Source organism: Kineosporiaceae bacterium (assembly GCA_016713225.1).
GTDB lineage: Bacteria > Actinomycetota > Actinomycetes > Actinomycetales > Kineosporiaceae > JADJPO01.
Genome location: JADJPO010000003.1, coordinates 1,048,382 through 1,071,691, shown reverse-complemented (window position 1 = coordinate 1,071,691; position 23,310 = coordinate 1,048,382). Strand labels below are relative to the sequence as shown.

Genomic DNA, 23,310 nt, shown 5'->3' with positions numbered 1-23,310 from the left:
GCGGGACTCACCCGGTGAGGGTGTATCGGCACGCCGAGACCCCGACGTAGTCGTGGCAGACCGTCTCGGCGGACAAGGCGCTCAACGCCTCGGCGATCGTCAGGTTCGCGTCGTGGGTCTGGGAGTAGACCACCCAGGCGTGGCGTCGACCGGCGGTGAGTGTCGCCAGGGTGGCGAGCTGGGTCGGATCGGGAACGGTCGCGAAGTCGGCGCTGTCCAGGGGGAACGGGCGCTTGTCCAGGTCGGTGCGGTGGGCATAGCTGTCGAACCCGCTGGCGAGGGTGTAGCCGGCGTTGAACAACACCAGGTCACCGGGTGCTGAATCGGCCTCGACCCAGGCCGCCACCTCGCGCCACTGCTCCTTCTCGATCCGGCTCAGGTGCGCGTACACCGTCGGGGCCATGGCCGAGACCGTGACCAGCGTCGCCAGGCCCGCCACCATCGCCGCCACGGGCAGATCGGGGACGCCGCGCCGCGCCACACCGGCGACCAGATCGCCCAGCTGCGAGGCGCCGTCCGCCACCAGGACCAGCAGCGGCAGCGAGGTCGCGATCACGTACTTGGCCCCGAACACCGGGGCGAACAACACCGCGTAGGTGAACGTGCCCAGCAGCGGTATCGCCAACGCGACCCAGAGCAGCAGCACCTGCTGTCCCGCCTCCGGCCTGGCCAGGCGGGAGCGTGCCAAGCCACCGGCCAGCAACAGGACCACGAAACAGGCCAGGCCGGTGCCGGAGCCGGCGAAGGTCACCAGCACGCGGTAGAGCGTGGTCGGGGTCGGCCGGGTCAGCCACGGGAACTCGTTCACCTTGCCGAGTTGGTTCAGGAACAGCAGCACCCACGGGATGGACAGCACCGCGCCGAGCGCGCTCGCCGTCACCCAGCGCCGGATCGCCATTCGGTCGAGGGTTCCCGACACTGTTCGGGCCACGACGTACACGACCTGAGCGGCGATCAACATCGTGGCGTGGTGATGGGTGTAGAGCATCAGGGCATCGACCACGCCCAGGCCGATCACCGGTCCGATGGAGCGCGGGCCGGACAGCACCGTCACCAGCAGGTACAGCGAGCCCAGATACAGCAGCGCGAGCAGTTCGTAGGGCCGCGCCTCCTGCGAGAACCACAGGTGGAACGGCGAGAAGGCCAGCAGCACAGCGGCGATCACCGCTGCCCGCCGGCCGACGGTCACCAGCGCGAACCGGTGGATCAGCACGATCGCGACCGTGCCGGCCACGGCGGACGGCAGCCGCAGCGCGACCTCCGACGTCCCGGCGATCGAGGTCCAGTAGTGCATGAGCGCGAAGTACAACGGCGGCAGGATGTTGCGGATCGTGTGCAGCACATTGTCGATGTAGGCCACTGGGTCGAGCCGGATCAGCGAGGCGGTGTAGCCCTCGTCGACCCACAGGCTCTCGCGCCCCAGCCCCACCAGTCGCAGTGCGCCGCCGATCGCCGCGATGAGCAGAACGGGCCACCAGGGCGTGGGCAGCTCGGCGCGAGCATCGACCCGTCGCGCCCGGCGCGTCGTGGAATCCTGCACGCGCCGCCCCTCCGTGGTCCGTCCGGGCCGAACCGGCCCCCGATCGCCACTCTAGGCGCGGGACCCGGCGTCGGGCCGAAGCGTTGGAGCCTTCTCATCCGGGCTCACGGTGATCCAGTAGCGCCGCATGGTGCCGCGCACGTCCTCCAGGACGCCGCCACAGCGTTCGATCACGCCTGCCGAGGCGGCATTGCCCTCCTCGCAGGTGAGCAGCACCCGGGTGAGGCTCAACGGTGCCGCCGCGGCCCGCTCGAGCGCCCCACGCAACGCCGCTGTGGCCAACCCCCTGCGGCGGCTGGTCGGGCGCACGCTGTAGCCGATGTGGCCGCCGGTCTGCAGCAAGAAGTCGTTCAGCTCGTGTCGAAGCGATACCGCGCCCAGATATCGATCGCCGTCAGTGATCCACAACTTGGTGTCGGGCACCAGCCCGAGCGGGCGCACGACGTCCGGGTCGGTCAGGCTGCGAAGATCGGTCACGAACGCCGCGAAGCGGGCCGGATCGGCGAGCTCGCCCGGACGCCACGCGGGCATGCCCGCGAGGGGTTGCTTGCCGTCCGGGGTCAGGCCCGAACCGTGCGGGAACTCACCGGTGGCCGCGAACTCGGCGGCAGCCTCCAGCCAGCTGGCGTGCCAGCGGACGTCAGGGAGGGTGAGCTCGAAGCTCGGTGGGGTCGACATGACTCGACGGTAGGACGCCGATCTCGCTCCGGCACGCGGATTTCAGGCCGCGCCGTCCCCCGGACGGCGGCGTAGATTCACCTCGCATGAGCGATCTGCAGTGCCCGGCCACCCTGCTGGTCGCCCGACACGGCGACGCCGAGTACCCGGTGCACGGAGTGCTCACCGACGACGGTGGCCGGTTGACCACGACCGGCCGGTCGCAGGCCCAGGCGCTGGCCGAGGCGGTGCGCACCCGGCGGGTGGCGGCGGTGTACGCCAGCTCCATGACCCGGGCCGAGGCCACCGGCAGCATCCTGGCGCAGACACTCGGCGTGGGGCTGACCGTTGTTGCCGGGCTGCAGGAGTTCTCGGTGGGCGAGCTGGCCGGGGTGCCGTACACCGATCCCCGTCCCCAGCAGGTCTTCGAGGCATGGCTGGACGGTGACCTCGAGGTGGGGATCCCGGGTGGGGAGACCGGCCTGCGCGTGATCGATCGGGTCGAGGACGCGCTGGCAACGATCGCCGATGCCCACCGCGGCGAGACCGTCGTCGTGATCAGCCACGGCGGAGTCATGTCCCTGACGCTGCCCCGCCTGGCCGACAACGTGCCGAACGACCTGGCCCGGGCGCGGTTCGTCCCCAACTGTGTGCCGGCCGAGCTGCGGGCCGACGCCGACGGCTGGGCGCTGTTCGACTGGCCGGGCAGCGCCGACCGCTCGGTGGTCTGATCGAGACTCCGGGGGACGCGGAATACCTGTGCGCGGGTGCCGGTGCCCATCTGACAGACTCGAGCAGGGTCCTCTCGCGGATCCGTCACCGAGCCTGAACGTGGATGGACATGTCTGCACCGAACAAGAGTTTCGATCCGGTCGAGGTCGCGGCGTTGAGCCCCGAGGAACTGGACCGGCAGGTCCTGTGGGCACTCGCCGCCATCGACGGTGCCACCGACCTCGACACGCTCAAGCAGGTCCGCCTCGCCGTCGCGGGCGATCGCAGTCCGCTGGCGCTGGCCAATCGTGAGATCGGTGCCCTGCCGCCGGCTGCCCGCAAGGACGCCGGCCAGCGGGTCGGTACCGCCCGGGGCCGGGTGAACCAGGCGCTGGCGCAGCGCACCGTCGTCCTCGAGGCCGAGCGCGATGCCCGGGTGCTCGTCGAGGAGACGGTCGACGTCACGCTGCCGGCCGAGCGGACGACGCGCGGCGCACGGCACCCGCTGGAGTCGATCTCCGAGCGGATCGCGGACGTGTTCGTGGCGATGGGCTGGGAGGTCGCCGAGGGCCCCGAGCTCGAGGCGGAGTGGTTCAACTTCGATGCCCTCAACTTCGATCCCGACCACCCGGCACGCCAGATGCAGGACACGTTCTTCGTCGACCCGCCGTCCAGCGGTCTGGTGCTGCGCACCCACACCTCACCGGTGCAGGCCCGCTCGCTGCTCGACCGCGGCGTCCCGGTGTACGTCTGCGTGCCCGGGAAGACCTTCCGCACCGACGAGCTCGACGCCACGCACACCCCGGTGTTCCATCAGGTCGAGGGGCTGGCCGTCGACGAGGGCCTGACCATGGCCAACCTGCGCGGCACGCTGGATCACTTCGCGCGGGCCATGTTCGGCCCCGACGCGGTGACCCGGTGGCGACCCTCGTTCTTCCCGTTCACCGAGCCGAGCGCCGAGTTCGACCTCGGCTGCTTCGTCTGCCCCGGCCCGTTCGGGCCGTCCGGCCCCGACCCGGCCTGTCGCACCTGCGGCGGCACCGGGTGGATCGAATGGGGCGGCTGCGGCATGGTCAACCCGAACGTGCTGCTGGCCTGTGGCATCGACCCCGAGCGCTACAGCGGGTTCGCCTTCGGCATGGGCCTCGAGCGCACACTGATGTTCCGCCACGGCATCGCCGACATGCGCGACATGGTCGAGGGCGACGCCCGGTTCAGCCTGCACTACGGAATGAGTGTCTGATGCGCGTTCCCCTGCCCTGGATGGGCGAGTACGTCGCGCTGCCCGACGGCGTGCGCGGCACCCAGGTCGCGGCGGCGCTGGTCAGCGTCGGCCTCGAGGAAGAGGGCGTCCACGGTGGTGGCGTCGGTGGACCGTTGGTGGTCGGCCGGGTGGTCGAGTTCGCCGACGAGCCGCAGAAGAACGGCAAGGTCATCCGCTGGTGCCAGGTCGATGTCGGCGCGCACAACACCGCCGGTCCGGACGGCGCGAGCACGCCCCGGGGCATCGTCTGCGGCGCGCACAACTTCCTCGCCGGTGACCTGGTCGTGGTGAGCCTGCCGGGCGCGGTGCTGCCCGTCGTCCCGGGTGGGTTCACCATCACCGCCCGCAAGACCTACGGCCACGTCAGCGACGGCATGATCTGCTCGGCCGCCGAACTGGGCCTGGGCACCGAGCACGGCGGCATCATCCGGCTGGTCGAGTGGGATCACGGGGATGCCGAGGTGGGTTCGGACGCCATCGCGCTGCTCGGCCTGGGGGAGGAGACCGTCGAGGTCAACGTCACCCCCGACCGCGGCTACGCGCTCAGCATCCGGGGTGTCGCGCGCGAGTACTCCCACGCCACCGGCGCCGCCTTCACCGACCCGGCGCTGATCGAGGTGCCGAAGCCGGACGACGACGGGTTCGCCGTCCGGTTGGCGGACGACGCCCCGATCCGGGGTGTGGCCGGGTGCGACCGGTACGTCGCGCGCATCGTGCGGGGCGTCAATGCCTCCGGAGCGTCGCCGGCCTGGATGCAGCGCCGGCTGGAACAGTCCGGCATGCGGGCCATCTCGCTGGCCGTCGACGTCACCAACTACGTGATGCTGGCCGTCGGCCAGCCGCTGCACGCCTTCGATCTGAACGGCCTGGTGGCCCCGATCGTGGTGCGCCGCGCCCGTGCGGGTGAGCGGCTGACCACCCTGGACGACGTCGATCGCCCACTGGACGCCGAGGACCTGCTGATCACCGACACCGGCGGCGAGCGGGTGCTGGCCCTGGCCGGCGTGATGGGCGGTGCGAGCAGCGAGGTCACCGAGCAGACCACCGACGTCCTGATCGAGGCGGCTCACTTCGACCCGATCACCGTGGCGCGCACCGCACGGCGGCACAAGCTGTCCACCGAGGCCAGCCGCCGGTTCGAGCGCGGGGTCGACCACGACCTGGCCGACCGGGCGGCGGAGCTCGCCGTCCGGCTGCTGGTCACCTACGGCGGTGGCGAGCAGGTCACGATCGGTGCCACCACGGATGCCGATGTGCGGGTTCCGGTGGCGCCCATCGTGATGGCCGCCGACCTGCCGGCCCGGATCGTCGGGGTCGACTACACCGCCGAGCAGGTGGTGGCCTCGCTCGAGACCATCGGTTGCCAGGTCTCCCGGGATGATGCAGCCGCGGTCCTGACGGTGCAGGCGCCGAGTTGGCGGCCCGACCTGCGCCGGGGCGTCGACCTGGTCGAGGAGGTCGCCCGGCTGCGCGGCTACGACGCCATTCCATCGGTGTTGCCGATCGCGCCGCCCGGGCGAGGACTGACGCACGAGCAGCGCTCGCGCCGCAGCGTGGCCCGATCGCTCGCCGAGCACGGCCTGGTCGAGGTGCTGACCTACCCGTTCGTCTCCCCGGCGGCGGACGACGTGTTCGGTCTGCCGGCCGACGATGCCCGCCGGCGCGCCGTCCGGCTGGCCAACCCGCTCTCGGACGAGGCGCCGCTGTTGCGCACCTGGCTGCTGCCGACGCTGCTGGAGGCGTTGCGCCGCAACATCTCCCGCGGGACCACCGACCTGGCGCTGTTCGAGCTCGGCATGGTCACCCGGCCCGGTGAGACCCTCGGGGTCGCCCCGCGGTTGCCGCTGGCGATGCGCCCCTCGGAGCAGAACCTGGCCGCGCTGCGCGATGCGGTGCCGCCCCAGCCGCGCCACGTCGCGCTGGCCCTGACCGGTAACCGGCGTCCGGCCGGGTGGACCGGCCCGGCGCGCGCGGCCGACTGGGCCGATGCGGTCGAGGCGGCGCTGCTGGTCGGCCGCACGGTCGGCGTCGAGCTCGCGGTGAGCGCCGACGTCCACGCCCCGTGGCATCCCGGCCGCTGCGCCCGGCTGAGCCTGGACGGCGTCACCGTCGGGCACGCAGGGGAGCTGCACCCGACGGTGCTCGGCGCACTGGGCCTGCCGGCCCGCACCTGCGCCGCCGAACTCGACCTGGACACCGTGATCGCCGCCTCGGTGGGCATCCGGCGGGCCGTGCCGATCTCGACCTACCCGGTCGCCAAGGAGGACGTCGCGCTGACGGTCGACGAGGCCATCCCGGCCGGGGAGGTGTCCGCGGCCCTGACCCAGGGCGGGGGCGACCTGCTCGAGAGCGTCCGGCTGTTCGACGTCTACGTCGGGCCGCAGGTGGGCGAGGGCAAGAAGTCGCTCGCGTTCTCGTTGCGGATGCGGGCGGGCGACCGCACCCTCACCGCAGCCGAGACCGCAGGCGTCCGGGACGCCGCCGTCGCAGCGGCCACACGCCGGTGCGGGGCGGTGCTCCGCGGGTAGCGGCGCGGAGCGCCCGGACCGTCTCGTCGAGCGTCGCCACGGCCGTCGTCCGGTCCTGGGGGCTGAGCTCGTGGGCGTCGTACCGCGATCGGGAGAGCACGCCCAGACCGTTTCGGGCCTGCGGTAGTCGGACCGCCAGCTCGGTGAGGGTCTCGGTCGGCGCGTGAGGTAGCGAGGTCTGCGCGAGCGCCTGCTCGAGACGGTCGTAGGCCTGTTCCAGTTCGGGGTCGCGTGACGGGACGGGGTGCGGAGGGGCCGGGTGGTCGCTCGGATCGGGCCGGCGGCTGGTGCGCCGCAGGCGCCGCCACCAGGCGCGAAGCCGACGACGGACCGTCCAGCCGGCTGCAGCGGCCACGAGCCAGCCCGCGAACAGCCAGCTCCACGGCGTGGGCCAGGTCGACCCCGCCGCGGCCGTCGCGTCGACCGCACCGGCGGGAGTCGCGTCGCTGCGCACCCACCCGGCCTGGGGCAGGTAGGCCTCGGTCCAGGCGTGACCGCGGTCGGCCGTGATCACCCGGTTGCCCGGCTGGTCGGCGTCCTGGTGTCCGCCCAGATAGCCGGTCGCCACCCGGGCGGGGATGCCGAGCGAGCGAAGCAACACCAGTTCCGCCGCCGCGAAGTGCACGCAGTAGCCGCGGTGGGAGTCGAACAGGAAGAAGTCGACGCTGTCCTGGCCCTCGGGCGGCACCGGCGCCTGCAGGTCGTAGGCGTACTGGCTGGTCAGATACCTCCTGATCGCCGCGACGGCCTGCCTCCGATCCTGGATTCCCGCCGTGATCTGCCGGGCCAGGTCGCGGGTGCGTGAACTCACGGTGTTCGGTAGCGCCAGCCATCGGTCGTCCGTCGCGAGCAGTGCGGTCGGCGTCGAGGGCGGCTGCGATACAGCGGCGGTCACGTCGTCGAGGTCGGGAGTCGGGACGGCGGTGACCAGATGAGCCTCGGCGGAGAACACCACCACGACCTGATCGTCGTAAAGCAGGCGCGCCGGCGCCGCCGGGGTCACCGAGCGTAGGGTTCCGGGCGCGATCACGGTCACGCCACCGGTCTGCTCGACGGGCTGCACGCGATACGTGACCGCCGGTCCAGCGGGGTCGGCGTCCACCGAACCCTCAGGGTGAGGCACGATGACGGTGCGCCCGTCGTCGGTGTTCGGTAGCAGGGTCTGCAGAGTCGGCGCGTCACCGTCCGACGGTGTCCTGCGCGTGAGCAGTCGCCCGTCGTATCCGCTCAGCAGGCCGCTCCTCCAATACTGCGGGCTGTCGGCAGGTACCACGGCGACCGGGTCGGTGCGTGGCTCGCCCCGCACGCCGAGATCGACGTCCCCGACGGCGGCCAGGTCGATACGGGCCGTCTCCGCCGTCCCTCCAGCGACGCCGTCCGACCTCTCGCTGGCAGGCAGGCCCACCGGCCGTGGTGGGCCGAGCGGCACCACCGCGGCTGCCACCAGCGCGCCGGCCAGCGCCCAGCCCAGGGGTCGACGAGCTGCGCGTGACACCGACACCTGCTGCCCCGCGGTGTAGAGGGTGGCGTACCCCGCGATCGGCGTCCGGAGCCGATGCGAGGCCCGCACGACCGCGGTGAGCAGCACCAACGCCCACGTGGCCACGTACACCGCGCGCGCGAGCACGCTGTACGGCTGCGTCGGGTCCGCGACCGGGACGAAGACCAGCGCGCACCCGACGAGCACGAGCAGCGACTCCGTGCCCAGCAGCGGTGCGATGCCCAGGTAGAACAGGCTCGCCATGGCCAGCGAGCGGGACGCCAACAGGGTCACCAGCAGACCGAGGACGACGCACAACACGATCACGCGCAGTGCCACCACGACCCGGGCACAGCCGGTGGTGGTGTGCGTTGCAGCGCGGGTGATGGCGGTGGCCAGCGTCAGGAAGACCATCGCGGCGAGCCACCATCGCGGCGTGGCCAGGCCGCAGGCGAGAATCACCGTCGCGGTCGACGCGGTGGCCGCCCAGCCGCAGGCCAGCTCCCGGTCGTTCACGACGGCTCTGCCCTCAACCAGGACGGCACTGTCCCGCGGGCGGCCAGCCGGGTGGTCAGCTGGTGCACCCAGACCGGCGGGGTCTGACTGCTCGCGGCGATGGTGAGGCTCGCGGCGTCCCCGGTTCTGGCCAGCACGGCCTCGACACGGGGCACGCTCGGCTCGGCCAGGGCGGCGAACCAGTCCGCCGAGGCGGTCACCGAGCCCGAAGGGGCCGTCAGGCAGCGGGTCCCGTGCCAGGCGAGCACCTGGACCGGTTCGCCGGTGGCGATCCGTCGACCGGCGAGAGCCGAGGCCAGGGCCAGGATCTGCTCGTCGTCCTCGGTGCTCGGGCGGCCGATGACCAGAACCAGTGCCGGTGGTGGCTCGTCGGCTCCTCGCTCGGCCACGATCAACTCGCCGTGACGGGCGCTGGCCCGCCAGTGGATCGCCCGTGGGGCATCGCCGCTGCGGAACGCACGCACCCCCAGCAGCTCGCCACCGCGGCCCGACGGCGGCGGGCCGGTCGGCTCGGCGGGAGCGGGGACCCGACGCGGGTGCACGACCAGCGGCGCCGGGAAGGGCACGTCCTGGCGGAAGGTGACCTGGTTGAGCTCGGTGCCGACGGTGACGACCAGTTGCGCGACGTCGGCAACGGTGCGTCGGCAGGCGGTCCGTGTGATCGGCACGGTGAGGGCGCCCCGAGCAGGCAGCCCCACGATGCTGATCAGCACCGAGGAGAGCCCGGGTTGGACCACCCCCACGGTGAGTCGGTCGATCTCCCGGCCGGGTCCACGGAGCACGAGCTCGTGCTGCACCGTGTCGCCGACAGCGGTGCGCTGCGGCCCGTGCAGCTCGGCCTCGAGACGAGGGCGCCCCGTCGGCCAGATTGCCGAGAGGGCGACGGCGACCAGGGCGCCGGCCACGCCGACGAGCCAGCGATTGCCCACCCGCACCGCCGCGAACCCGATCACCACAGCAGCGATGGTGATCCCCGTCACCACCCGCCGGCTGCGCCGGAGCTGCCAGGTGTCGACGCGCACCGTCATGCCCGGTCCCGTCACGGATGGATCGGGGTACGCGCCAGGGCGTCCCGCACCAGGGCGTGGGGGTCGGACGCCGTGGTGTCGTCCCCGTCCACCGGGCCGACTCGATGCGCCAGGGCGTCGACGGCGACCGCCTTGATGTCGTCCGGTGTGACGTGATCGCGGCCGCCGATCAGGGCATGGGCCTGGGCCACGCGCAACAGCGAGATGGCGGCCCGGGTACCGGCGCCCTGCGCCCGGTGCTGCCGGCCGCGGGTGGCAGCGGCAAGCCGTGCGCCGTAATCGAGCACGGCATCCGCGACGTGGACGTGGCGTACCGCCTGCTGGATCCGCCACAGACCTGCCGGGTCGATCACGGTGCCGAGCCGCTCGACGCTCGGGCCGCCCAGCTGGTCGCGGATCACCCGCAGTTCGGTGGCACCCGACAGCGGGGCCAGGCGCACCGCCACCGCGAACCGATCGAGCTGGGCCTGCGGCACGGCGTAGGTGCCGTGATGCTCGGCGGGGTTCTGCGTGGCGATCAGGAAGAACGGTTCGGGCAGCCGGTGCCGCACCCCGTCGACGGTGACGGCACCCTCGTCCATGGCCTCCAGGAACGCCGACTGGGTGCGGGGCGGCATCCGGTTCAGTTCGTCGACCAGCACCACCGTGGCGAACAGCGGTCCGGGGACGAAGACGAATCGGCCGCCGGCGACGTCGTGGCCCTGCCACATCGACGACCCGCTGATGTCGGCCGGCAGCAGATCGGCGGTGGCCTGCACCCGCGCGAAATCACCGCCCACCGTGGCGGCGAATGCTTTGGCCATCGTGGTCTTGCCGCTGCCGGGGCGATCCTCGATCACGGCGTGGCCGCCGCTGAACAGCGCGCACCCGATGGTCGTGAGGGCCTGATCCTGACCGCGGACGACACTCGCCACCGCACGCAGCACGGCCACCATGTCCCGGTGTGCCTGGCCGGGCGTGACCGGGGACGCGCCGGCGGGTGGCGCGGCGGCAGCGGCCGTGGGGGACTGCTGCGGGATCGGCCGCCCCTGAGCGAGGTGGGCCGCCGACGAGGGCGTGGACACGCTTGCGCATCGACCACCCCGGGTGGGCACTTGAGGAGCGCCTGGTCCCGTCGACCGCTGGTGGGCTCGGCCAGCGTGACTGCATGTTCATGCATCACTGTGTATGCTCATGCGTCATGTCGGTGAGGGTGGCGGTCGCTGGGGCCAGTGGCTACGCAGGTGGTGAGCTGCTCCGGTTGCTGGTCTCGCACCCGGAGGTCGAGCTCGGGGCGTTGACCGCCTCGACCAGCGCGGGCAGCCGGCTCGGCGAACACCAGCCGCACCTGCCGATGCTGGCCGACCGGGTGATCGAGCCGACCACGGCCGCCACGCTGGCCGGGCACGACGTGGTCTTCCTGGCCCTACCTCACGGCGCCAGCGCCGAGCTGGCGGCCCAGCTGCCGGACGACACGCTGGTGGTCGATTGTGGCGCCGACCATCGACTGGTCGACCCGGCTGCCTGGGCCGAGTTCTACGGTGGTGACCACGCAGGGTCCTGGGCCTACGGTTTGCCCGAGTTGGTGCTCGCCGACGGGTCCCGGCAGCGCGAGCAGTTACGCGGCGTCCGGCGCATCGCCGTCCCGGGCTGTTACCCGACCGCCGTGAGCCTGGCCCTGGCGCCGGGCTTCGTCGCCGGACTGCTCGATCCCGACGTGGTCGTCGTGGCGGCCAGCGGTACCTCCGGTGCCGGGAAGTCGTTGCGGCCCAACTTGATCGGCAGCGAGGTCATGGGCTCGATGTCGCCTTACGGCGTCGGTGGCGTCCACCGGCACACCCCGGAGATGGAGCAGAACCTGGCACTGGCGGCCGCCGGGCCGGTGCAGGTCTCCTTCACCCCGACCCTGGCGCCGATGGCGCGCGGCATCTTGGCCACCTGCACCGCGCGCCTGGCCTCCGGCGCCGACGACGGTGTGATCGATTCCGAGATCGTGCGTGAGGTCTGGCAGAAGGCCTACGCGGGCGAACCGTTCGTCACGGTGTTGCCCTCCGGGCGCTGGCCGCGTACCGCAGATACCCTGGGGGCCAACACGGTTCACTTGCAGGTGGCCCTCGACCCGCGGACGCGTCGGGTGGTGGTCACGGCGGCGATCGACAATCTGACCAAGGGAACAGCCGGCGGTGCGGTGCAGTCCACCAACCTGGCGCTCGGCCTGCCCGAGACCCTCGGCCTGCCCGTCGCAGGCCTGGCCCCCTGACGTCTGCTTCCTCTCGGAAGGACCCCCGCTCATGCGCCTGCTGGTGAATGCTCAGTCGGTTGCCCTGGTTCGGATGCCGCCGGACGCCCCTCACCCCGACTGGGCCGTCGGGGGGCCGCTGTGCAGCATCACCCGCACCGAGAACGAGACCAGTGTCATCTGCCCCACGACCTCGCTGCCGGACGACCTGCCCGGAGCCGTCCAGGGGCCGTTCGTGGCCGTCGTGGTCGACCAGGTGCTCGAGTTCGCCCAGGTGGGCATCCTGGTCGCGTTGCTCAAACCCCTGGCGGACGCGGGGATCCCGGTGCTGACGGTGTCCACCTACGACACCGACTGGGTGCTGCTGGACGCCGCGAGCGTGCCGACCGCGGGCGCCGTCTGGCGCGCCGCGGGGTACGAGGTGATCGACACCCCCGTCGCGGTGTATCCCGGACGAGGGGACGACGAATGAGCGCCCCCGTGCCCGGCGCGGCGGCTCGGCCGGCGATGGCCCCCGGGGTCGAGCAGGTGTGTGGCGTCACCGCGTCGCAGGGCTTCCGCGCCGCCGGCGTCGTGGCCGGGCTGAAGTCGACCGGTGCCCGGGATGTCGCCCTGGTCGTCAACGACGGTCCCTCCCGGGTCGCGGCGGCCGTGTTCACGTCCAACCGGGTCCAGGCCGCGCCCGTGGTCTGGTCCCGCCAGGTCCTGGCCGACGGCCGGGTGGACGCCGTGGTGCTCAACTCCGGCGGAGCCAACGCCTGCACCGGACCCGAGGGCTTCGCCGACACCCATCACACCGCCGAGCACGTGGCCGAGCGACTCGGCATCGCCCCCGGCGATGTCGCGGTCTGCTCGACCGGGCTGATCGGCGTCCGGCTGCCGATGCCGCAGGTGCTCGCCGGCATCGACACGGCCGTGCTCGCCCTGGCGGCCGGTCCGAGCGCCGGTGCCGATGCGGCCGAGGCGATCATGACCACCGACACCGTCGCCAAGACCTCCGAGCGCACCGTGGCCGGCACTGGTCCGAACGGTCCGATCGCCCCGTGGACCGTCGGCGGCATGGCCAAGGGCGCCGGCATGCTCGCCCCCGGCCTGGCCACCATGCTCGTGGTGATCACCACCGATGCCGACCTGGACGCCGAGACCGCCGATGCCGCGCTGCGCGAGGCGGTACGCACCACGTTCGACCGCATCGACTCCGACGGCTGCATGTCCACCAACGACACCGTGCTGCTGCTGGCCAGCGGCGCCGGCGGCACCCGGCCCGGCGCCGAGGAGTTCACCGAGACGCTGCGTGACGTCTGCGCCGACCTGGCCCGCCGTCTGATCGGTGACGCCGAGGGCGCGAGCCACGACATCGCGGTCGAGGTGGTCAACGCCGCCACCGAGGACGACGCCGTCGAGGTGGCCCGCGCGGTCACCCGCAGCAACCTGTTCAAGGCTGCGGTGTTCGGCAAGGACCCCAACTGGGGCCGCGTCCTCGCCGCGGTCGGCACGACGTCCGCAGCCTTCAACCCGCTGACCCTCGACGTGTCCATGAACGGCATCCAGGTGTGCAAGGCCGCCGGCGTCGGCGACGACCGCGAGCTGGTCGACCTGTCCGGCCGCGAGGTGCGCGTGCTCATCGACCTGCACGCGGGTGAGGCGACCGCCACGGTCTGGACCAACGACCTGACCCACGACTACGTCCACGAGAACAGCGCCTACTCCTCCTGACCATCACAGAGAGAGCCCCCGATGAGCCCCCTGCGTTCCCTGTCCGCCCAGCACAAGGCCCACGTGCTGATCGAGGCGCTGCCCTGGCTGCAGCGCTTCCACGGCGCGATCGTCGTGGTCAAGTACGGCGGCAACGCCATGATCGACGACACCCTCAAGCAGGCGTTCGCCGAGGACATCGCCTTTCTGCGCTCGGCCGGGCTCAAGCCGGTGGTGGTGCACGGTGGCGGCCCGCAGATCTCGAACATGCTCGACCGGCTCGGCATCGCGAGCGAGTTCCGCGGTGGGCTGCGGGTCACCTCACCCGAGGCGATGGATGTCGTCCGTATGGTGCTGGTCGGCCAGGTCGGTCGCGAGCTGGTCGGCTTGATCAACGGTGCCGGGGCTCGCGCGGTCGGGTTGTCGGGCGAGGACGCCGGCATGTTCACCGCCCGCCGCCGTGGCGCCGTGGTCGACGGCACCGAGGTGGACGTCGGCCTGGTCGGTGACGTGGTCGACGTCGACCCGGCCGCGGTGCTCGACCTGATCGAGGCCGGCCGCGTCCCGGTGGTCTCGACGGTCGCGCCCGACGAGGACGGCCAGGTGCTCAACGTCAACGCCGACACCGCTGCCGCTGCCCTGGCGATCGCATTGCAGGCCCGCAAGCTGGTCGTGCTGACCGACGTCGAGGGGGTCTACGCCAACTGGCCCGACCGCGACTCGCTGCTCACCGAGATCACCGCGAAGGAGCTCGCCACGATGCTGCCCGGCCTGCAATCGGGCATGGTGCCCAAGATGGAGGCCTGCCTGCGCGCCGTCGAGGGCGGCGTCCCGGCGGCGAGTGTCATCGACGGCCGCGTCGAGCACAGTGTGCTGCTCGAGGTGTTCACCCCCGAAGGCGTCGGAACGATGGTGCTGCCGTGACCGGCGACGTGGCGAACGCGCCGCAGGCGTCAGCCCACACCACAGCCCTCTCCACGGTCGGCCCGATCGGCAGCGGCCTGACCGACCGCTATCGCGCCGCGGTCATGAACACCTTCGGCACGCCGTCCCGGGTGTTGGTGCGTGGTGAGGGCTGCTACGTCTGGGACGCCGACGGCAACCGCTACCTCGACCTGCTCGGGGGCATCGCGGTCAACGCCCTCGGCCATGCCCATCCGTTCTACACCTCGGCCGTCACCGCCCAACTGGCCACGGTGGGCCACGTCTCGAACTTCTTCGCCAACGTGCCGCAGATCAACCTCGCCGAGCGACTGCTCGACCTGATGGGTGCTCCCGAGGGCGCTCGGGTGTTCTTCACCAACTCGGGCACGGAGGCCACCGAGGCGGCCTTCAAGCTGACCCGTCGGCTGGCCCCGCCCGGCGAGCGGGTCGGCGTGGTCGCCGCGGAGGGCGCCTTCCACGGCCGCAGCATGGGTGCGCTGGCGTTGACTCACAAACCGGCCTACCGCGAGCCGTTCGAGCCGCTGCCCGGCGGCGTCGTCCACGTGCCGTTCGGGGACGCCGCGGCGCTGGCCGAGGCAGTGACGCCGCAGGTCGCGGCCGTCGTCCTGGAGCCGATCCAGGGCGAGGCGGGGGTGCGCATGCCGCCGCCGGGATACCTGGCGCAGGCGCGCCGGATCACCCGGGACGCCGGTGCGCTGCTGGTGCTCGACGAGGTGCAGACCGGCGCCGGACGCACCGGAACCTGGTTCGCCCACCAGAACCCGCTGGTGCTCGGCACGGATCCCGATGTCACTGCGGAGCCCCTCCAGCCGGACGTCGTGACGCTGGCCAAGGGCCTCGGTGGCGGCGTCCCCATCGGTGCGGTCATCGCGTGCGGTGAGGCGGCAAGCCTGCTCGGCCCGGGCAGCCACGGCACCACCTTCGGCGGGAACCCGTTGGCGGCCGCAGCGGCGCTGGCCACGCTGCACGTCATCGAACGGGACGGCTTGCTGCACAACGCCACCGTCGTCGGTGAACACCTGCGGGCCGAGGTCGACCGGATGGCCCACCCACTGATCACCGGCAGCCGGGGGGCGGGCCTGTTGATCGGCATTCAGCTCAGTGCCCCCGTGGCCGCCGACGTCGCCGGCGAGCTGCTCACCCGCGGCGTCATCGTCAACCCGGTGGCGCCGGACACCATCCGGCTGGCGCCGCCGTTGATCCTCACCACGGACCAGGCCGACAGCTTCATCGCCACCCTCGGCCCGGTGCTCGACGCCGTGCACGATGCCGCGTCCCGCGGCCTCGCGTCCGCCACCTAGGAGGCCGGCGATGTCCCTCGACACCCCCTCGCAGCTCGGACGCAGTGCCCCCACCAAGGCGGCGCGGCACCACACCATCGTCGATCTGCTGCGCCGTCACCCGGTGCGTTCCCAGGTCGAACTGGCCGAGTTGCTCACCGCCCACGACGTCGTGGTCACCCAGGCCACGTTGTCGCGCGATCTGGTCGAGCTCGGCGCGATCAAGGTGCGCTACCCGGGTGGGGGACTGGTCTACGCCGTCCCGGGCGAGGGCGGTGACCGGACGCCGCAGGCGGGCCTGTCGCAGGAGGTGCTGGACGCGCGGTTGGCCCGGGTCTGTGCCGAAGTGCTGGTCACCGCCGAGGCGTCGGCCAACCTCGTGGTGTTGCGCACCCCGCCCGGTGCGGCCCAATTCCTCGCCTCGGCCATCGACAGCTCCTATCTGCCGTCGGTGCTGGGCACCATCGCGGGGGATGACACCATCTTGGTGGTGACCCGGGAGCCGCTCGGCGGTGACGCGGTCGCTGCCCGGTTCCTCGACCTGGCCCGCAGCGGCCGGGCCGATCTGGACGCGTGACCTCGCGCATGACCCCGACGTATGACCAGGAGGATCCTCCCGTGACGCAGGCCCCGACCCTCGACGCTTCCGGCCCGAGCGAGCCGGTACCGGCCGGTGGGCCGGTCAAGTTGTGGGGTGGCCGGTTCGAGGGTGGTCCGGCGGCGGCCCTGGAGGCACTGTCGGCGTCCGTGCACTTCGACTGGGTGCTGGCCCCGTACGACCTGGCCGGCTCGCGTGCCCACGCCCGGGTGCTGCACGCCGCCGGGCTGCTGACAGAGGCTGAGCTGACCGCGATGATCGCCGGGTTGGACGCCCTCGGCGCCGACATCGAGGCGGGCCGTTTCGTCGGCACCCCGGCCGACGAGGACGTGCACACCGCGCTCGAACGCGGCCTGATCGAGCGCGTCGGCGCCGACCTCGGCGGCCGGCTGCGGGCCGGACGCTCGCGCAACGACCAGGTGGCCACGCTCTACCGGATGTACCTGCGTGACCAGGCTCGCGCCGTCGCCGTCGCCACCCTGGACCTGGCCAACGCCCTGGTCGGGCAGGCCGCAGCACACCCCACGGCCCCGATGCCCGGTCGCACCCATCTGCAGCACGCCCAGCCGGTGCTGCTGGCCCACCACCTGCAGGCCCACGCCCATGCCCTGGCCCGCGACGTCGAGCGGCTGGTCGACTGGGACCGCCGGGCCGACGCCTCGCCGTACGGCGGGGGAGCCCTGGCCGGATCCTCGCTCGGCCTCGACCCGATGGCGGTGGCCCGCGAGCTCGGGTTCAGCCGGGCCTGCGACAACTCGATCGACGGCACCGCCAGCCGCGACGTCGTCGCCGAGCTGGCGTTCGTGCTGGCGATGATCGGGGTCGACGTCTCCCGGATCGCCGAGGAGGTGGTGCTCTACTCCACCGCCGAGTTCGGATTCCTGGTGCTGGACGACGCCTACGCCACCGGGTCCTCGATCATGCCGCAGAAGAAGAACCCGGACGTCGCCGAGCTGGCTCGCGGTAAGTCGGGTCGTCTGATCGGCAACCTGGCCGGCCTGATGGCCACCCTCAAGGCGCTGCCGCTGGCCTACAACCGCGACCTGCAGGAGGACAAGGAGCCGGTGATCGACTCGATCACCCAGCTGCTGCTGGTGCTGCCGGCGTTCAGCGGCATGATCGCCACCGCCCGGTTCGACCTGGAACGTCTCGCAGCGCTCGCCCCGGCCGGGTTCTCCCTGGCCACCGACATCGCCGAATGGCTGGTGCGGCAACGGGTCCCGTTCCGGGAAGCGCACGAGATCGCGGGCGCGTGCGTCCGCGCCTGCGAGCAGCGGGGGATCGAACTGCACGACCTGGACGACGCCGCCCTGGCGGCGATCTCCCCCCACCTGACCCCCGCCGTCCGCGAGGTGCTGAACGTCGCCGGCTCCCTGGCCAGCCGCGACACCCACGGCGGCACCGCCCCGGTGAGAGTCGACGAACAACGCGCCAATCTCCGAACCCGCCTGTCCACCCTCCTCACCTGGGCGCAAACCAACCCCTGACAAACCCGCTCATGCTCCGCAGCTGACCGCTCATGCTCCGCCAGTGACGCGTTTTCAGCCTCGAATCCGGGTTCAACGCGTCACCTGCGGAGCATGAGCAGGTTGGGGTGGGGGTGGGGGTCTCGGCCGGCTGGGCTTGCCTCAGCCGGTGATGCGGACCCGCAGCCGGCGGAAGCCCTTGCCCTTGTTCTCGATCTTGACGATCTCCAGGCCACCGATCTGGGACGTCGACGCGACGTGCGTGCCGGCGTCCGCCTGGGTGTCCAGGCCGGCGATGTCGACGATCCGTACCACCTCGAGGTCGTCGGGTAGCAGGTTCGTGGCGGTACGGATCAGGTCGGGGTAGTCGGCGAAGGCCTGTTCGCGTGGCAGCGTCGTGGTGGTGATCGCCCGGTCGGCGGCGACCTCGGCCGCGCAGGCGGCGGCCACAGCGTCGCGGAAGCCCTCGGGAACGCTCGGCAGGTTGAAGTCCATCCGAGCCTCCAGCGGCTCCATGTTGCCTCCGGTGACCAGCGCTCCGAAGTCGCGGAACACCACGCCCGAGAGCAGGTGCAGCCCCGAGTGGGTGCGCATCAGCGCCGTCCGCCGCGCCTGCTCGACGGCACCGGTGACAGCCGTCCCGACCGGCGGCAACGGATCGCCCTCGGCCGGCAGCAGGTAGAGCTCGTCACCCTTGCGGGTGCCCACGATGCGGGTCTGTACCCCACCCCAGAGCAGCACGCCGTGGTCCGGCGGCTGCCCGCCCCCGCCTGGGTAGAACGCGCTGCGGTCCAGCACGATCCCGTCCGGGACGGCGTCCAGCACCGTCGCGGTCCATTCCCGCAGCGTCTGGTCACCGAGTTCGAGCCGATGGGTCCTGCCGTGCCGCTCTGCCTCCACGACGAGGCACCCTAGTGCCGACGCGACCGCAGCAGCTGCAGGGTCTCACCGAGGGCGTCGATGCCGGCCGGCACGATCGGGTCGACCACCAGCTGGATCTCGTCCGCGCCCACTGCGGCGAAGCCCGCCAGCTGATCGGCGAGCTCGTCCGGCGTGCCTTCCAGTGGCCGGCCCCGATCGGCCGGGTAATCGCCCATCTGCCGCCCCACGCCACCGGGCAATCGAACATGGACGGCGCAGCTCGCCTCGATCTCGCCGGTTCGTCCGATGGTCGCAATCCGCTCGTCCACAACGGCTTTCACCTCGGCGAAGCCCTCGGGAGTGTTGCCGAAGTCGCTCCACCACACGTTCCAGGACGCCACGTACGGCAGCGTGATCGCCTGCATCCGTGGACCGATCGAGCCGATCATCAGCGGCGGCCCACCGGGACGCGGCGAGCGCGGGTGCAGCACGGCGTCCTCGGCGGTGTAGTACGTGCCCCGATGATCGATGGCCCCTTCGGCCAGCAGAGTGCGCACGATGGTGAACGCCTCCTCGAACCGGCCCACCCGGGCGTCGTACGGAAAGCCGAACGCCGCATACTCGCGCCGGTTCCAGCCTGCGCCGAGCCCGAGCACCAACCGCCCACCGCTGATCGCGTCCACCGTGGCGGCCATCTTGGCCAGCATCGCCGGAGCGTGAAAGCTCGTGGCGGCCACCAGCGGGCCGAGCCGCACCCGCTCGGTGCTGGCCGCCAGCGCGGCCAGACTGGTCCAGCACTCCCATGGTCCGCGAGGCCCGACGGGCAGGTCGTAGAGCAGGTGGTCGCCCAGCCAGATGGCGTCGAACCCGGCCTGTTCCACCTGGCGGGCGAGCGCGATCAGGTCCGGGAACGAGATCTCGTACTCGACTTCGGGCAACTGCACGCCAACTCTCACCCGCGCGAGTGTGCCAGCATCGTCCGATGCCGCCCCCTCGGATGCTCCGGGTCCCGCGCGCCGCCGTGCAGGCCACCTCACTCGAGGTCGCCCCCCACCTGCTCGGCGCCGTCCTGGTGCACGAGAGTGCCCAGGGACGCGTCGCGGTCCGGCTGACCGAGGTCGAGGCTTACGCCGGTCAGGGCGAGGATCCCGGTTCCCACGCGTTCCGCGGTCGGACCCCACGCACCACGGTCATGTTCGGGCCGCCCGGGCATCTCTACGTCTACTTCACCTACGGCATGCACTGGTGCGCCAACGTGGTCTGTGGCCCGGACGGCTCCGCGGGGGCGGTGCTGCTGCGCGCGGGCGAGATCGTCACCGGCCTGCCGCTGGCCCGGGGACGCCGCAGCCGTCCGGACGGCGCGCCACCGCCTGATCGTGACCTCGCCCGTGGACCGGCACGGCTCACCCGGGCGCTCGGGCTGGACGGGTCCCACGACGGCCACGACCTGTGTGCCGGCGAGCCCCGGATCTGGCTCGAGCGACCCCCGGACGGCGCGCAGCCCGCACTCGACGCGGCGCTGCGCACCGGTCCTCGGGTCGGGGTCAGCGGCCCCGGTGGCGACGCCGCGCGGTATCCGTGGCGCTTCTGGCTGGACGGCGAGCCGACCGTCTCGGGGTATCGCCCGGGCGTCGTTCGCTCCCGCCGGGCCAGCCGAACCACCACCGCCTCGGCGATGTGCCGTGTGGCCGACCCGTCCGCTGCTCCAGACTGACGATCGTGCTGCGTCTCACCGTCACCGCCCCCGCGCGCCTGACCGACGATGTCCTGCAACGGCTCGCCTCCGACCCGGCAGTCAGCGCTCTGGTCGTCGTCCGGGGCGCCGCGATACGCCCCAGCGGAGATCTCGTCACGGCCGACGTCGCCCGGGAGGCCGCCAACGATGTGCTGGACGCGTTGCGCGCGCTCGGCGTCCAGCATGAAGGCACCGTGCACATCGAGTCCGTGCCGACCTGGCTGTCGGCCGATGCCTACGCCGCCGAACGCCTCGCGCCGGGCAGCAGCGCTGATGCGGTGGTCTGGGCGGAGGTCACCCAGCGCGCCTACGAGGACAGCGAACTCAACTGGACCTACCTCAGTTTCATGACGCTGGCCACGGTGCTGGCAGCGATCGCCATCGTGCTGGATTCCCAGATCCTGGTGATCGGCGCCATGGTGCTCGGGCCCGAGTTCGGTGCGGTGGCTGCCCTCGGGCTGTCCCTGGTGCGGCGGCGCTGGACCCTGCTGCGGATGGCCGCGCGCACCTTGGCGGCCGGATTCGCGATCTCGATGGTGTTGACCACGCTCGCCGCGTGGGCAGCCCGGGCGGCGGGCTGGATCGAGATCGAAGCAGTGACCGGCCCGAGACCCGGCACCGGCTTCGTCTACTCACCGGACCGCTGGTCGCTGGTGGTGGCACTGATCGCCGCAGCGGCCGGCGTTCTCTCGCTGACCTCGGCACGACTCGGCGGACTGTCCGGGGTGTTCATCTCGGTCACGACCATCCCCGCCGCCGGCAACGTGGCGCTGGCCGCGGCCTTCGGAGTCGGCCACGAGGCCTGGGGCAGCCTGCTGCAGTTGACCGTGAATCTCGTGGGGATGGGCCTGGCGGGATGGGCCACGCTGGCGTTTCAGCAGGCGGTGTGGGCGCGAATGTCGCGGCGGCGGGCGCACATCGTGGCCCGCTGGCGAGATCGGGGACGAGCCTGACCACCGGCACGTGACCCGAACCGTATCCGGCAGGATGTCGGACAGACCCGGTGCGGGTGTGGCCGGGCGGACGACACGAGAGGACCAGGCGAGACGGTGAGTGAAACCCCGATCGAGGTGGCGGCTCGGGCCGACGTGCTGGAGGACCTGTTCTGGCGGGGCCTGGTGGCACAGATGACGGACGAGGAGGCGGTGCGCCGGGCGCTGGCCGGTGGTCCGGTCACGGTGTACTGCGGCTTCGACCCGACCGCGCCCAGCCTGCACTTCGGCAACCTGGTGCAGTTGGTGGTGCTTCGACTGCTGCAGCGTGCGGGCCACCGGGTGATCTGCCTGGTGGGGGGCTCGACCGGACTGATCGGAGATCCCAAGCCCACGGCCGAGCGGGTGCTGAAGACCAAGGAACAGACCGCCGACAACGTCGCCCGGATCAAGGCACTGGTGCAGCCGTTCCTCGACTTCGACGGAGCCAACCCGGCTCTGCTGGTGGACAACCTCGAGTGGACGGCGCCGCTGTCGGCGTTGGACTTCCTGCGGGACATCGGCAAGCACTTCCGGGTGAATCAGATGATCCGCAAGGAGGCCGTCTCGGCCCGGCTGACCAGCCGTGAGGGGATCTCCTACACCGAATTCAGCTACCAGCTGTTGCAAGCCCTGGACTTCCTGCACCTGTACCGGAAGTACGGGTGCGTGCTGCAGACCGGCGGCTCCGATCAGTGGGGGAACCTGACGGCAGGAGTCGATCTGGTGCACCGGGCCGAGGGTGTCTCGGTCGACGCCCTGTCGACGCCGCTGCTCACCGACTCCTCGGGAACCAAGTTCGGCAAGTCGGAGGGCAACGCCATCTGGCTGTCGCCGGACATGACCTCGCCGTACGCGTTCTTCCAGTACTTCCTCAACATCGAGGACGCGTCGGTGGCGACCTTGCTGCGGATCTTCAGCGATCGCGATCGTGACGAGATCGCCGACCTGGAACGGGCGGTGGCCGAACGGCCACAGGCGCGCGAGGCACAACGGGCACTCGCCCGGGATGTGACCACACTGGTGCACGGGGCCGAGGTCGCGCACCGGGTGGAGGCCGCCGGTCAGGCGTTGTTCGGGCGGGGGGATCTGACGAGCCTGGACGCCGCCACCTTGGGGGACGCCCTGCGCGAGCTCCCGGGAGCGACGGTCCCGGCCGGGGAGCACTTGATCGTGGATCTTCTGGCGGCCAGCGGCCTGGTCGCGAGCAAGTCCGCCGGACGTCGGGCCATCGGCGAGGGGGGTGCGTACCTGAACAACGTCAAGGTGATGAGCGAGGACGCCACGCTCGGTGTCGGAGACCTGTTGCACGGGCGTTGGGCCGTGCTCCGGCGCGGACGCCGGTCACTCGCTGTGATCAACGTGGGGGAGTGACGGCACGACGTGGCGCGTGATGCAGGTCTCATCTCCGCCCGAAACAGGCCTGTGACCCCCCGTAGTTGCGCTCACTCAGGGGCATCTGTGCAGGTCAGAAGGCTCTTGACCCCCCGATTTGACTCTGCATCGGCTGCTCCGTACTGTTCTCGATGTCAGCCCGACAGGGAGAAACGGACACCAAGTGGCCGGTCCCGCAGGGTGACCCCCTAGCCTCCAAGGCACTCGCTACAGCGAGTGTTTCGAAGGTGTGGGGCGGCTCTTCCAAGCCTCTCCGATCAGCCGCAAGGCCGATTTGACCGGGGAACGCGGAAGACCTAAGCTTGAAGGGTTGCCCCGAAAACAGACCGAAAGGTCCAATAATCGGTGCGCGTCCGCTCCTTGAGAACTCAACAGTGTGCCAAAAGTCGATGCCAAATAACCTCGTCGCGAGGTGGTGGCGG

General features: G+C 71.8%; 20 protein-coding genes. 13 read left to right on the top strand and 7 right to left on the bottom strand.

All coding sequences use genetic code 11. The features are described from left to right. Positions 1-7: 7 nt before the first annotated feature. The gene (locus IPK24_15845; GenBank protein ID MBK8076995.1) at positions 8-1,540 is read right to left on the bottom strand and encodes a glycosyltransferase family 39 protein; all 1,533 of its coding nucleotides are present in this window, start codon (positions 1,538-1,540) and stop codon (positions 8-10) included. A gap of 51 nt (positions 1,541-1,591) precedes the next feature. Next, positions 1,592-2,218 carry a GNAT family N-acetyltransferase gene (locus IPK24_15840; GenBank protein ID MBK8076994.1) on the bottom strand — a complete coding sequence of 209 codons (627 nt, stop codon included), beginning with the start codon at positions 2,216-2,218 and terminating at the stop codon, positions 1,592-1,594. An 86-nt stretch (positions 2,219-2,304) separates the two neighbouring features. Here IPK24_15840 and IPK24_15835 point away from each other — a divergent pair, with 86 nt between their 5' ends. The 3 genes from IPK24_15835 to IPK24_15825 all read left to right on the top strand — a co-directional run bounded on the left by IPK24_15835 (position 2,305) and on the right by IPK24_15825 (position 6,700). After that, on the top strand, positions 2,305-2,928 hold the full coding sequence (locus IPK24_15835; GenBank protein MBK8076993.1) for a histidine phosphatase family protein: 624 nt from the start codon (positions 2,305-2,307) through the stop codon (positions 2,926-2,928). 110 nt (positions 2,929-3,038) lie between these two features. Then, entirely contained in the window at positions 3,039-4,151 is a 1,113-nt protein-coding gene (gene pheS / locus IPK24_15830) for a phenylalanine--tRNA ligase subunit alpha (protein MBK8076992.1), read from the top strand. Continuing rightward, the gene (locus tag IPK24_15825; protein MBK8076991.1) at positions 4,148-6,700 is read left to right on the top strand and encodes a phenylalanine--tRNA ligase subunit beta; all 2,553 of its coding nucleotides are present in this window, start codon (positions 4,148-4,150) and stop codon (positions 6,698-6,700) included. Before pheS ends, IPK24_15825 begins: the two co-directional genes overlap by 4 nt. On the opposite strand, the gene IPK24_15820 is transcribed toward IPK24_15825, so the two are convergent. Genes IPK24_15820 through IPK24_15810 form a run of 3 tightly spaced genes read right to left on the bottom strand, consistent with a single transcriptional unit; the run spans position 6,618 to position 10,788 of the window. Next, positions 6,618-8,696, bottom strand: a complete 2,079-nt coding sequence (locus tag IPK24_15820) for a transglutaminase domain-containing protein (protein ID MBK8076990.1) — start codon at positions 8,694-8,696, stop codon at positions 6,618-6,620. The genes IPK24_15825 and IPK24_15820 overlap by 83 nt on opposite strands. Next, positions 8,693-9,724 carry a DUF58 domain-containing protein gene (locus IPK24_15815; protein MBK8076989.1) on the bottom strand — a complete coding sequence of 344 codons (1,032 nt, stop codon included), beginning with the start codon at positions 9,722-9,724 and terminating at the stop codon, positions 8,693-8,695. The genes IPK24_15820 and IPK24_15815 overlap by 4 nt, the downstream gene beginning before the upstream one ends. An 11-nt stretch (positions 9,725-9,735) precedes the next feature. Further along, the gene (locus IPK24_15810) at positions 9,736-10,788 is read right to left on the bottom strand and encodes a MoxR family ATPase (protein ID MBK8076988.1); all 1,053 of its coding nucleotides are present in this window, start codon (positions 10,786-10,788) and stop codon (positions 9,736-9,738) included. Between the two features lie 116 nt (positions 10,789-10,904). Between IPK24_15810 and IPK24_15805 the strand changes: the two genes are divergently transcribed. From IPK24_15805 to argH, 7 genes are all read left to right on the top strand, one after another. After that, positions 10,905-11,963 carry an N-acetyl-gamma-glutamyl-phosphate reductase gene (locus IPK24_15805; protein ID MBK8076987.1) on the top strand — a complete coding sequence of 353 codons (1,059 nt, stop codon included), beginning with the start codon at positions 10,905-10,907 and terminating at the stop codon, positions 11,961-11,963. 31 nt (positions 11,964-11,994) lie between these two features. Then, complete coding sequence (locus tag IPK24_15800; protein MBK8076986.1) at positions 11,995-12,414, top strand: ACT domain-containing protein; 420 nt, start codon at positions 11,995-11,997, stop codon at positions 12,412-12,414. Positions 12,415-12,449: 35 nt separating this feature from the next. Further along, on the top strand, positions 12,450-13,658 hold the full coding sequence (argJ, locus tag IPK24_15795) for a bifunctional glutamate N-acetyltransferase/amino-acid acetyltransferase ArgJ (GenBank protein MBK8076985.1): 1,209 nt from the start codon (positions 12,450-12,452) through the stop codon (positions 13,656-13,658). 21 nt (positions 13,659-13,679) lie between these two features. Continuing rightward, entirely contained in the window at positions 13,680-14,561 is an 882-nt protein-coding gene (gene argB, locus IPK24_15790; protein ID MBK8076984.1) for an acetylglutamate kinase, read from the top strand. A gap of 104 nt (positions 14,562-14,665) precedes the next feature. Further along, positions 14,666-15,883 (top strand): acetylornithine transaminase, encoded by a 1,218-nt coding sequence (locus IPK24_15785; GenBank protein ID MBK8076983.1) that lies wholly within the window; start codon positions 14,666-14,668, stop codon positions 15,881-15,883. A 10-nt stretch (positions 15,884-15,893) separates the two neighbouring features. Then, positions 15,894-16,439: an arginine repressor gene (locus IPK24_15780; protein MBK8076982.1), complete on the top strand. Its 546-nt coding sequence runs from the start codon at positions 15,894-15,896 to the stop codon at positions 16,437-16,439. Between the two features lie 8 nt (positions 16,440-16,447). After that, positions 16,448-17,947, top strand: coding sequence for an argininosuccinate lyase (gene argH / locus IPK24_15775; GenBank protein ID MBK8076981.1), 1,500 nt, complete (start codon positions 16,448-16,450; stop codon positions 17,945-17,947). Between the two features lie 141 nt (positions 17,948-18,088). Here argH and IPK24_15770 read toward each other — a convergent pair whose 3' ends face one another. After that, entirely contained in the window at positions 18,089-18,826 is a 738-nt protein-coding gene (locus tag IPK24_15770) for an alanyl-tRNA editing protein (GenBank protein MBK8076980.1), read from the bottom strand. An 11-nt stretch (positions 18,827-18,837) separates the two neighbouring features. After that, on the bottom strand, positions 18,838-19,743 hold the full coding sequence (locus tag IPK24_15765; protein ID MBK8076979.1) for an LLM class flavin-dependent oxidoreductase: 906 nt from the start codon (positions 19,741-19,743) through the stop codon (positions 18,838-18,840). Positions 19,744-19,784: 41 nt separating this feature from the next. Here IPK24_15765 and IPK24_15760 point away from each other — a divergent pair, with 41 nt between their 5' ends. The 3 genes from IPK24_15760 to IPK24_15750 all read left to right on the top strand — a co-directional run bounded on the left by IPK24_15760 (position 19,785) and on the right by IPK24_15750 (position 22,867). Further along, positions 19,785-20,501 carry a DNA-3-methyladenine glycosylase gene (locus IPK24_15760; protein MBK8076978.1) on the top strand — a complete coding sequence of 239 codons (717 nt, stop codon included), beginning with the start codon at positions 19,785-19,787 and terminating at the stop codon, positions 20,499-20,501. Between the two features lie 5 nt (positions 20,502-20,506). Beyond that, complete coding sequence (locus IPK24_15755; GenBank protein MBK8076977.1) at positions 20,507-21,475, top strand: DUF389 domain-containing protein; 969 nt, start codon at positions 20,507-20,509, stop codon at positions 21,473-21,475. A gap of 117 nt (positions 21,476-21,592) precedes the next feature. Then, on the top strand, positions 21,593-22,867 hold the full coding sequence (locus IPK24_15750) for a tyrosine--tRNA ligase (GenBank protein MBK8076976.1): 1,275 nt from the start codon (positions 21,593-21,595) through the stop codon (positions 22,865-22,867). Positions 22,868-23,310: the final 443 nt, after the last annotated feature.

Bases quoted from the DNA above. Each gene is read 5' to 3' on its own strand.
- IPK24_15840 (MBK8076994.1), bottom strand. From the start codon at position 2,218: ATGTCGACCCCACCGAGCTTCGAGCTCACCCTCCCTGACGTCCGCTGG.
- IPK24_15835 (MBK8076993.1), top strand. From the start codon at position 2,305: ATGAGCGATCTGCAGTGCCCGGCCACCCTGCTGGTCGCCCGACACGGC.
- pheS (MBK8076992.1), top strand. From the start codon at position 3,039: ATGTCTGCACCGAACAAGAGTTTCGATCCGGTCGAGGTCGCGGCGTTG.
- IPK24_15815 (MBK8076989.1), bottom strand. From the start codon at position 9,724: ATGACGGTGCGCGTCGACACCTGGCAGCTCCGGCGCAGCCGGCGGGTG.
- IPK24_15805 (MBK8076987.1), top strand. From the start codon at position 10,905: ATGTCGGTGAGGGTGGCGGTCGCTGGGGCCAGTGGCTACGCAGGTGGT.
- IPK24_15800 (MBK8076986.1), top strand. From the start codon at position 11,995: ATGCGCCTGCTGGTGAATGCTCAGTCGGTTGCCCTGGTTCGGATGCCG.
- argJ (MBK8076985.1), top strand. From the start codon at position 12,450: ATGGCCCCCGGGGTCGAGCAGGTGTGTGGCGTCACCGCGTCGCAGGGC.
- argB (MBK8076984.1), top strand. From the start codon at position 13,680: ATGAGCCCCCTGCGTTCCCTGTCCGCCCAGCACAAGGCCCACGTGCTG.
- IPK24_15785 (MBK8076983.1), top strand. From the start codon at position 14,666: ATGAACACCTTCGGCACGCCGTCCCGGGTGTTGGTGCGTGGTGAGGGC.
- IPK24_15780 (MBK8076982.1), top strand. From the start codon at position 15,894: ATGTCCCTCGACACCCCCTCGCAGCTCGGACGCAGTGCCCCCACCAAG.
- argH (MBK8076981.1), top strand. From the start codon at position 16,448: ATGACCCCGACGTATGACCAGGAGGATCCTCCCGTGACGCAGGCCCCG.
- IPK24_15760 (MBK8076978.1), top strand. From the start codon at position 19,785: ATGCTCCGGGTCCCGCGCGCCGCCGTGCAGGCCACCTCACTCGAGGTC.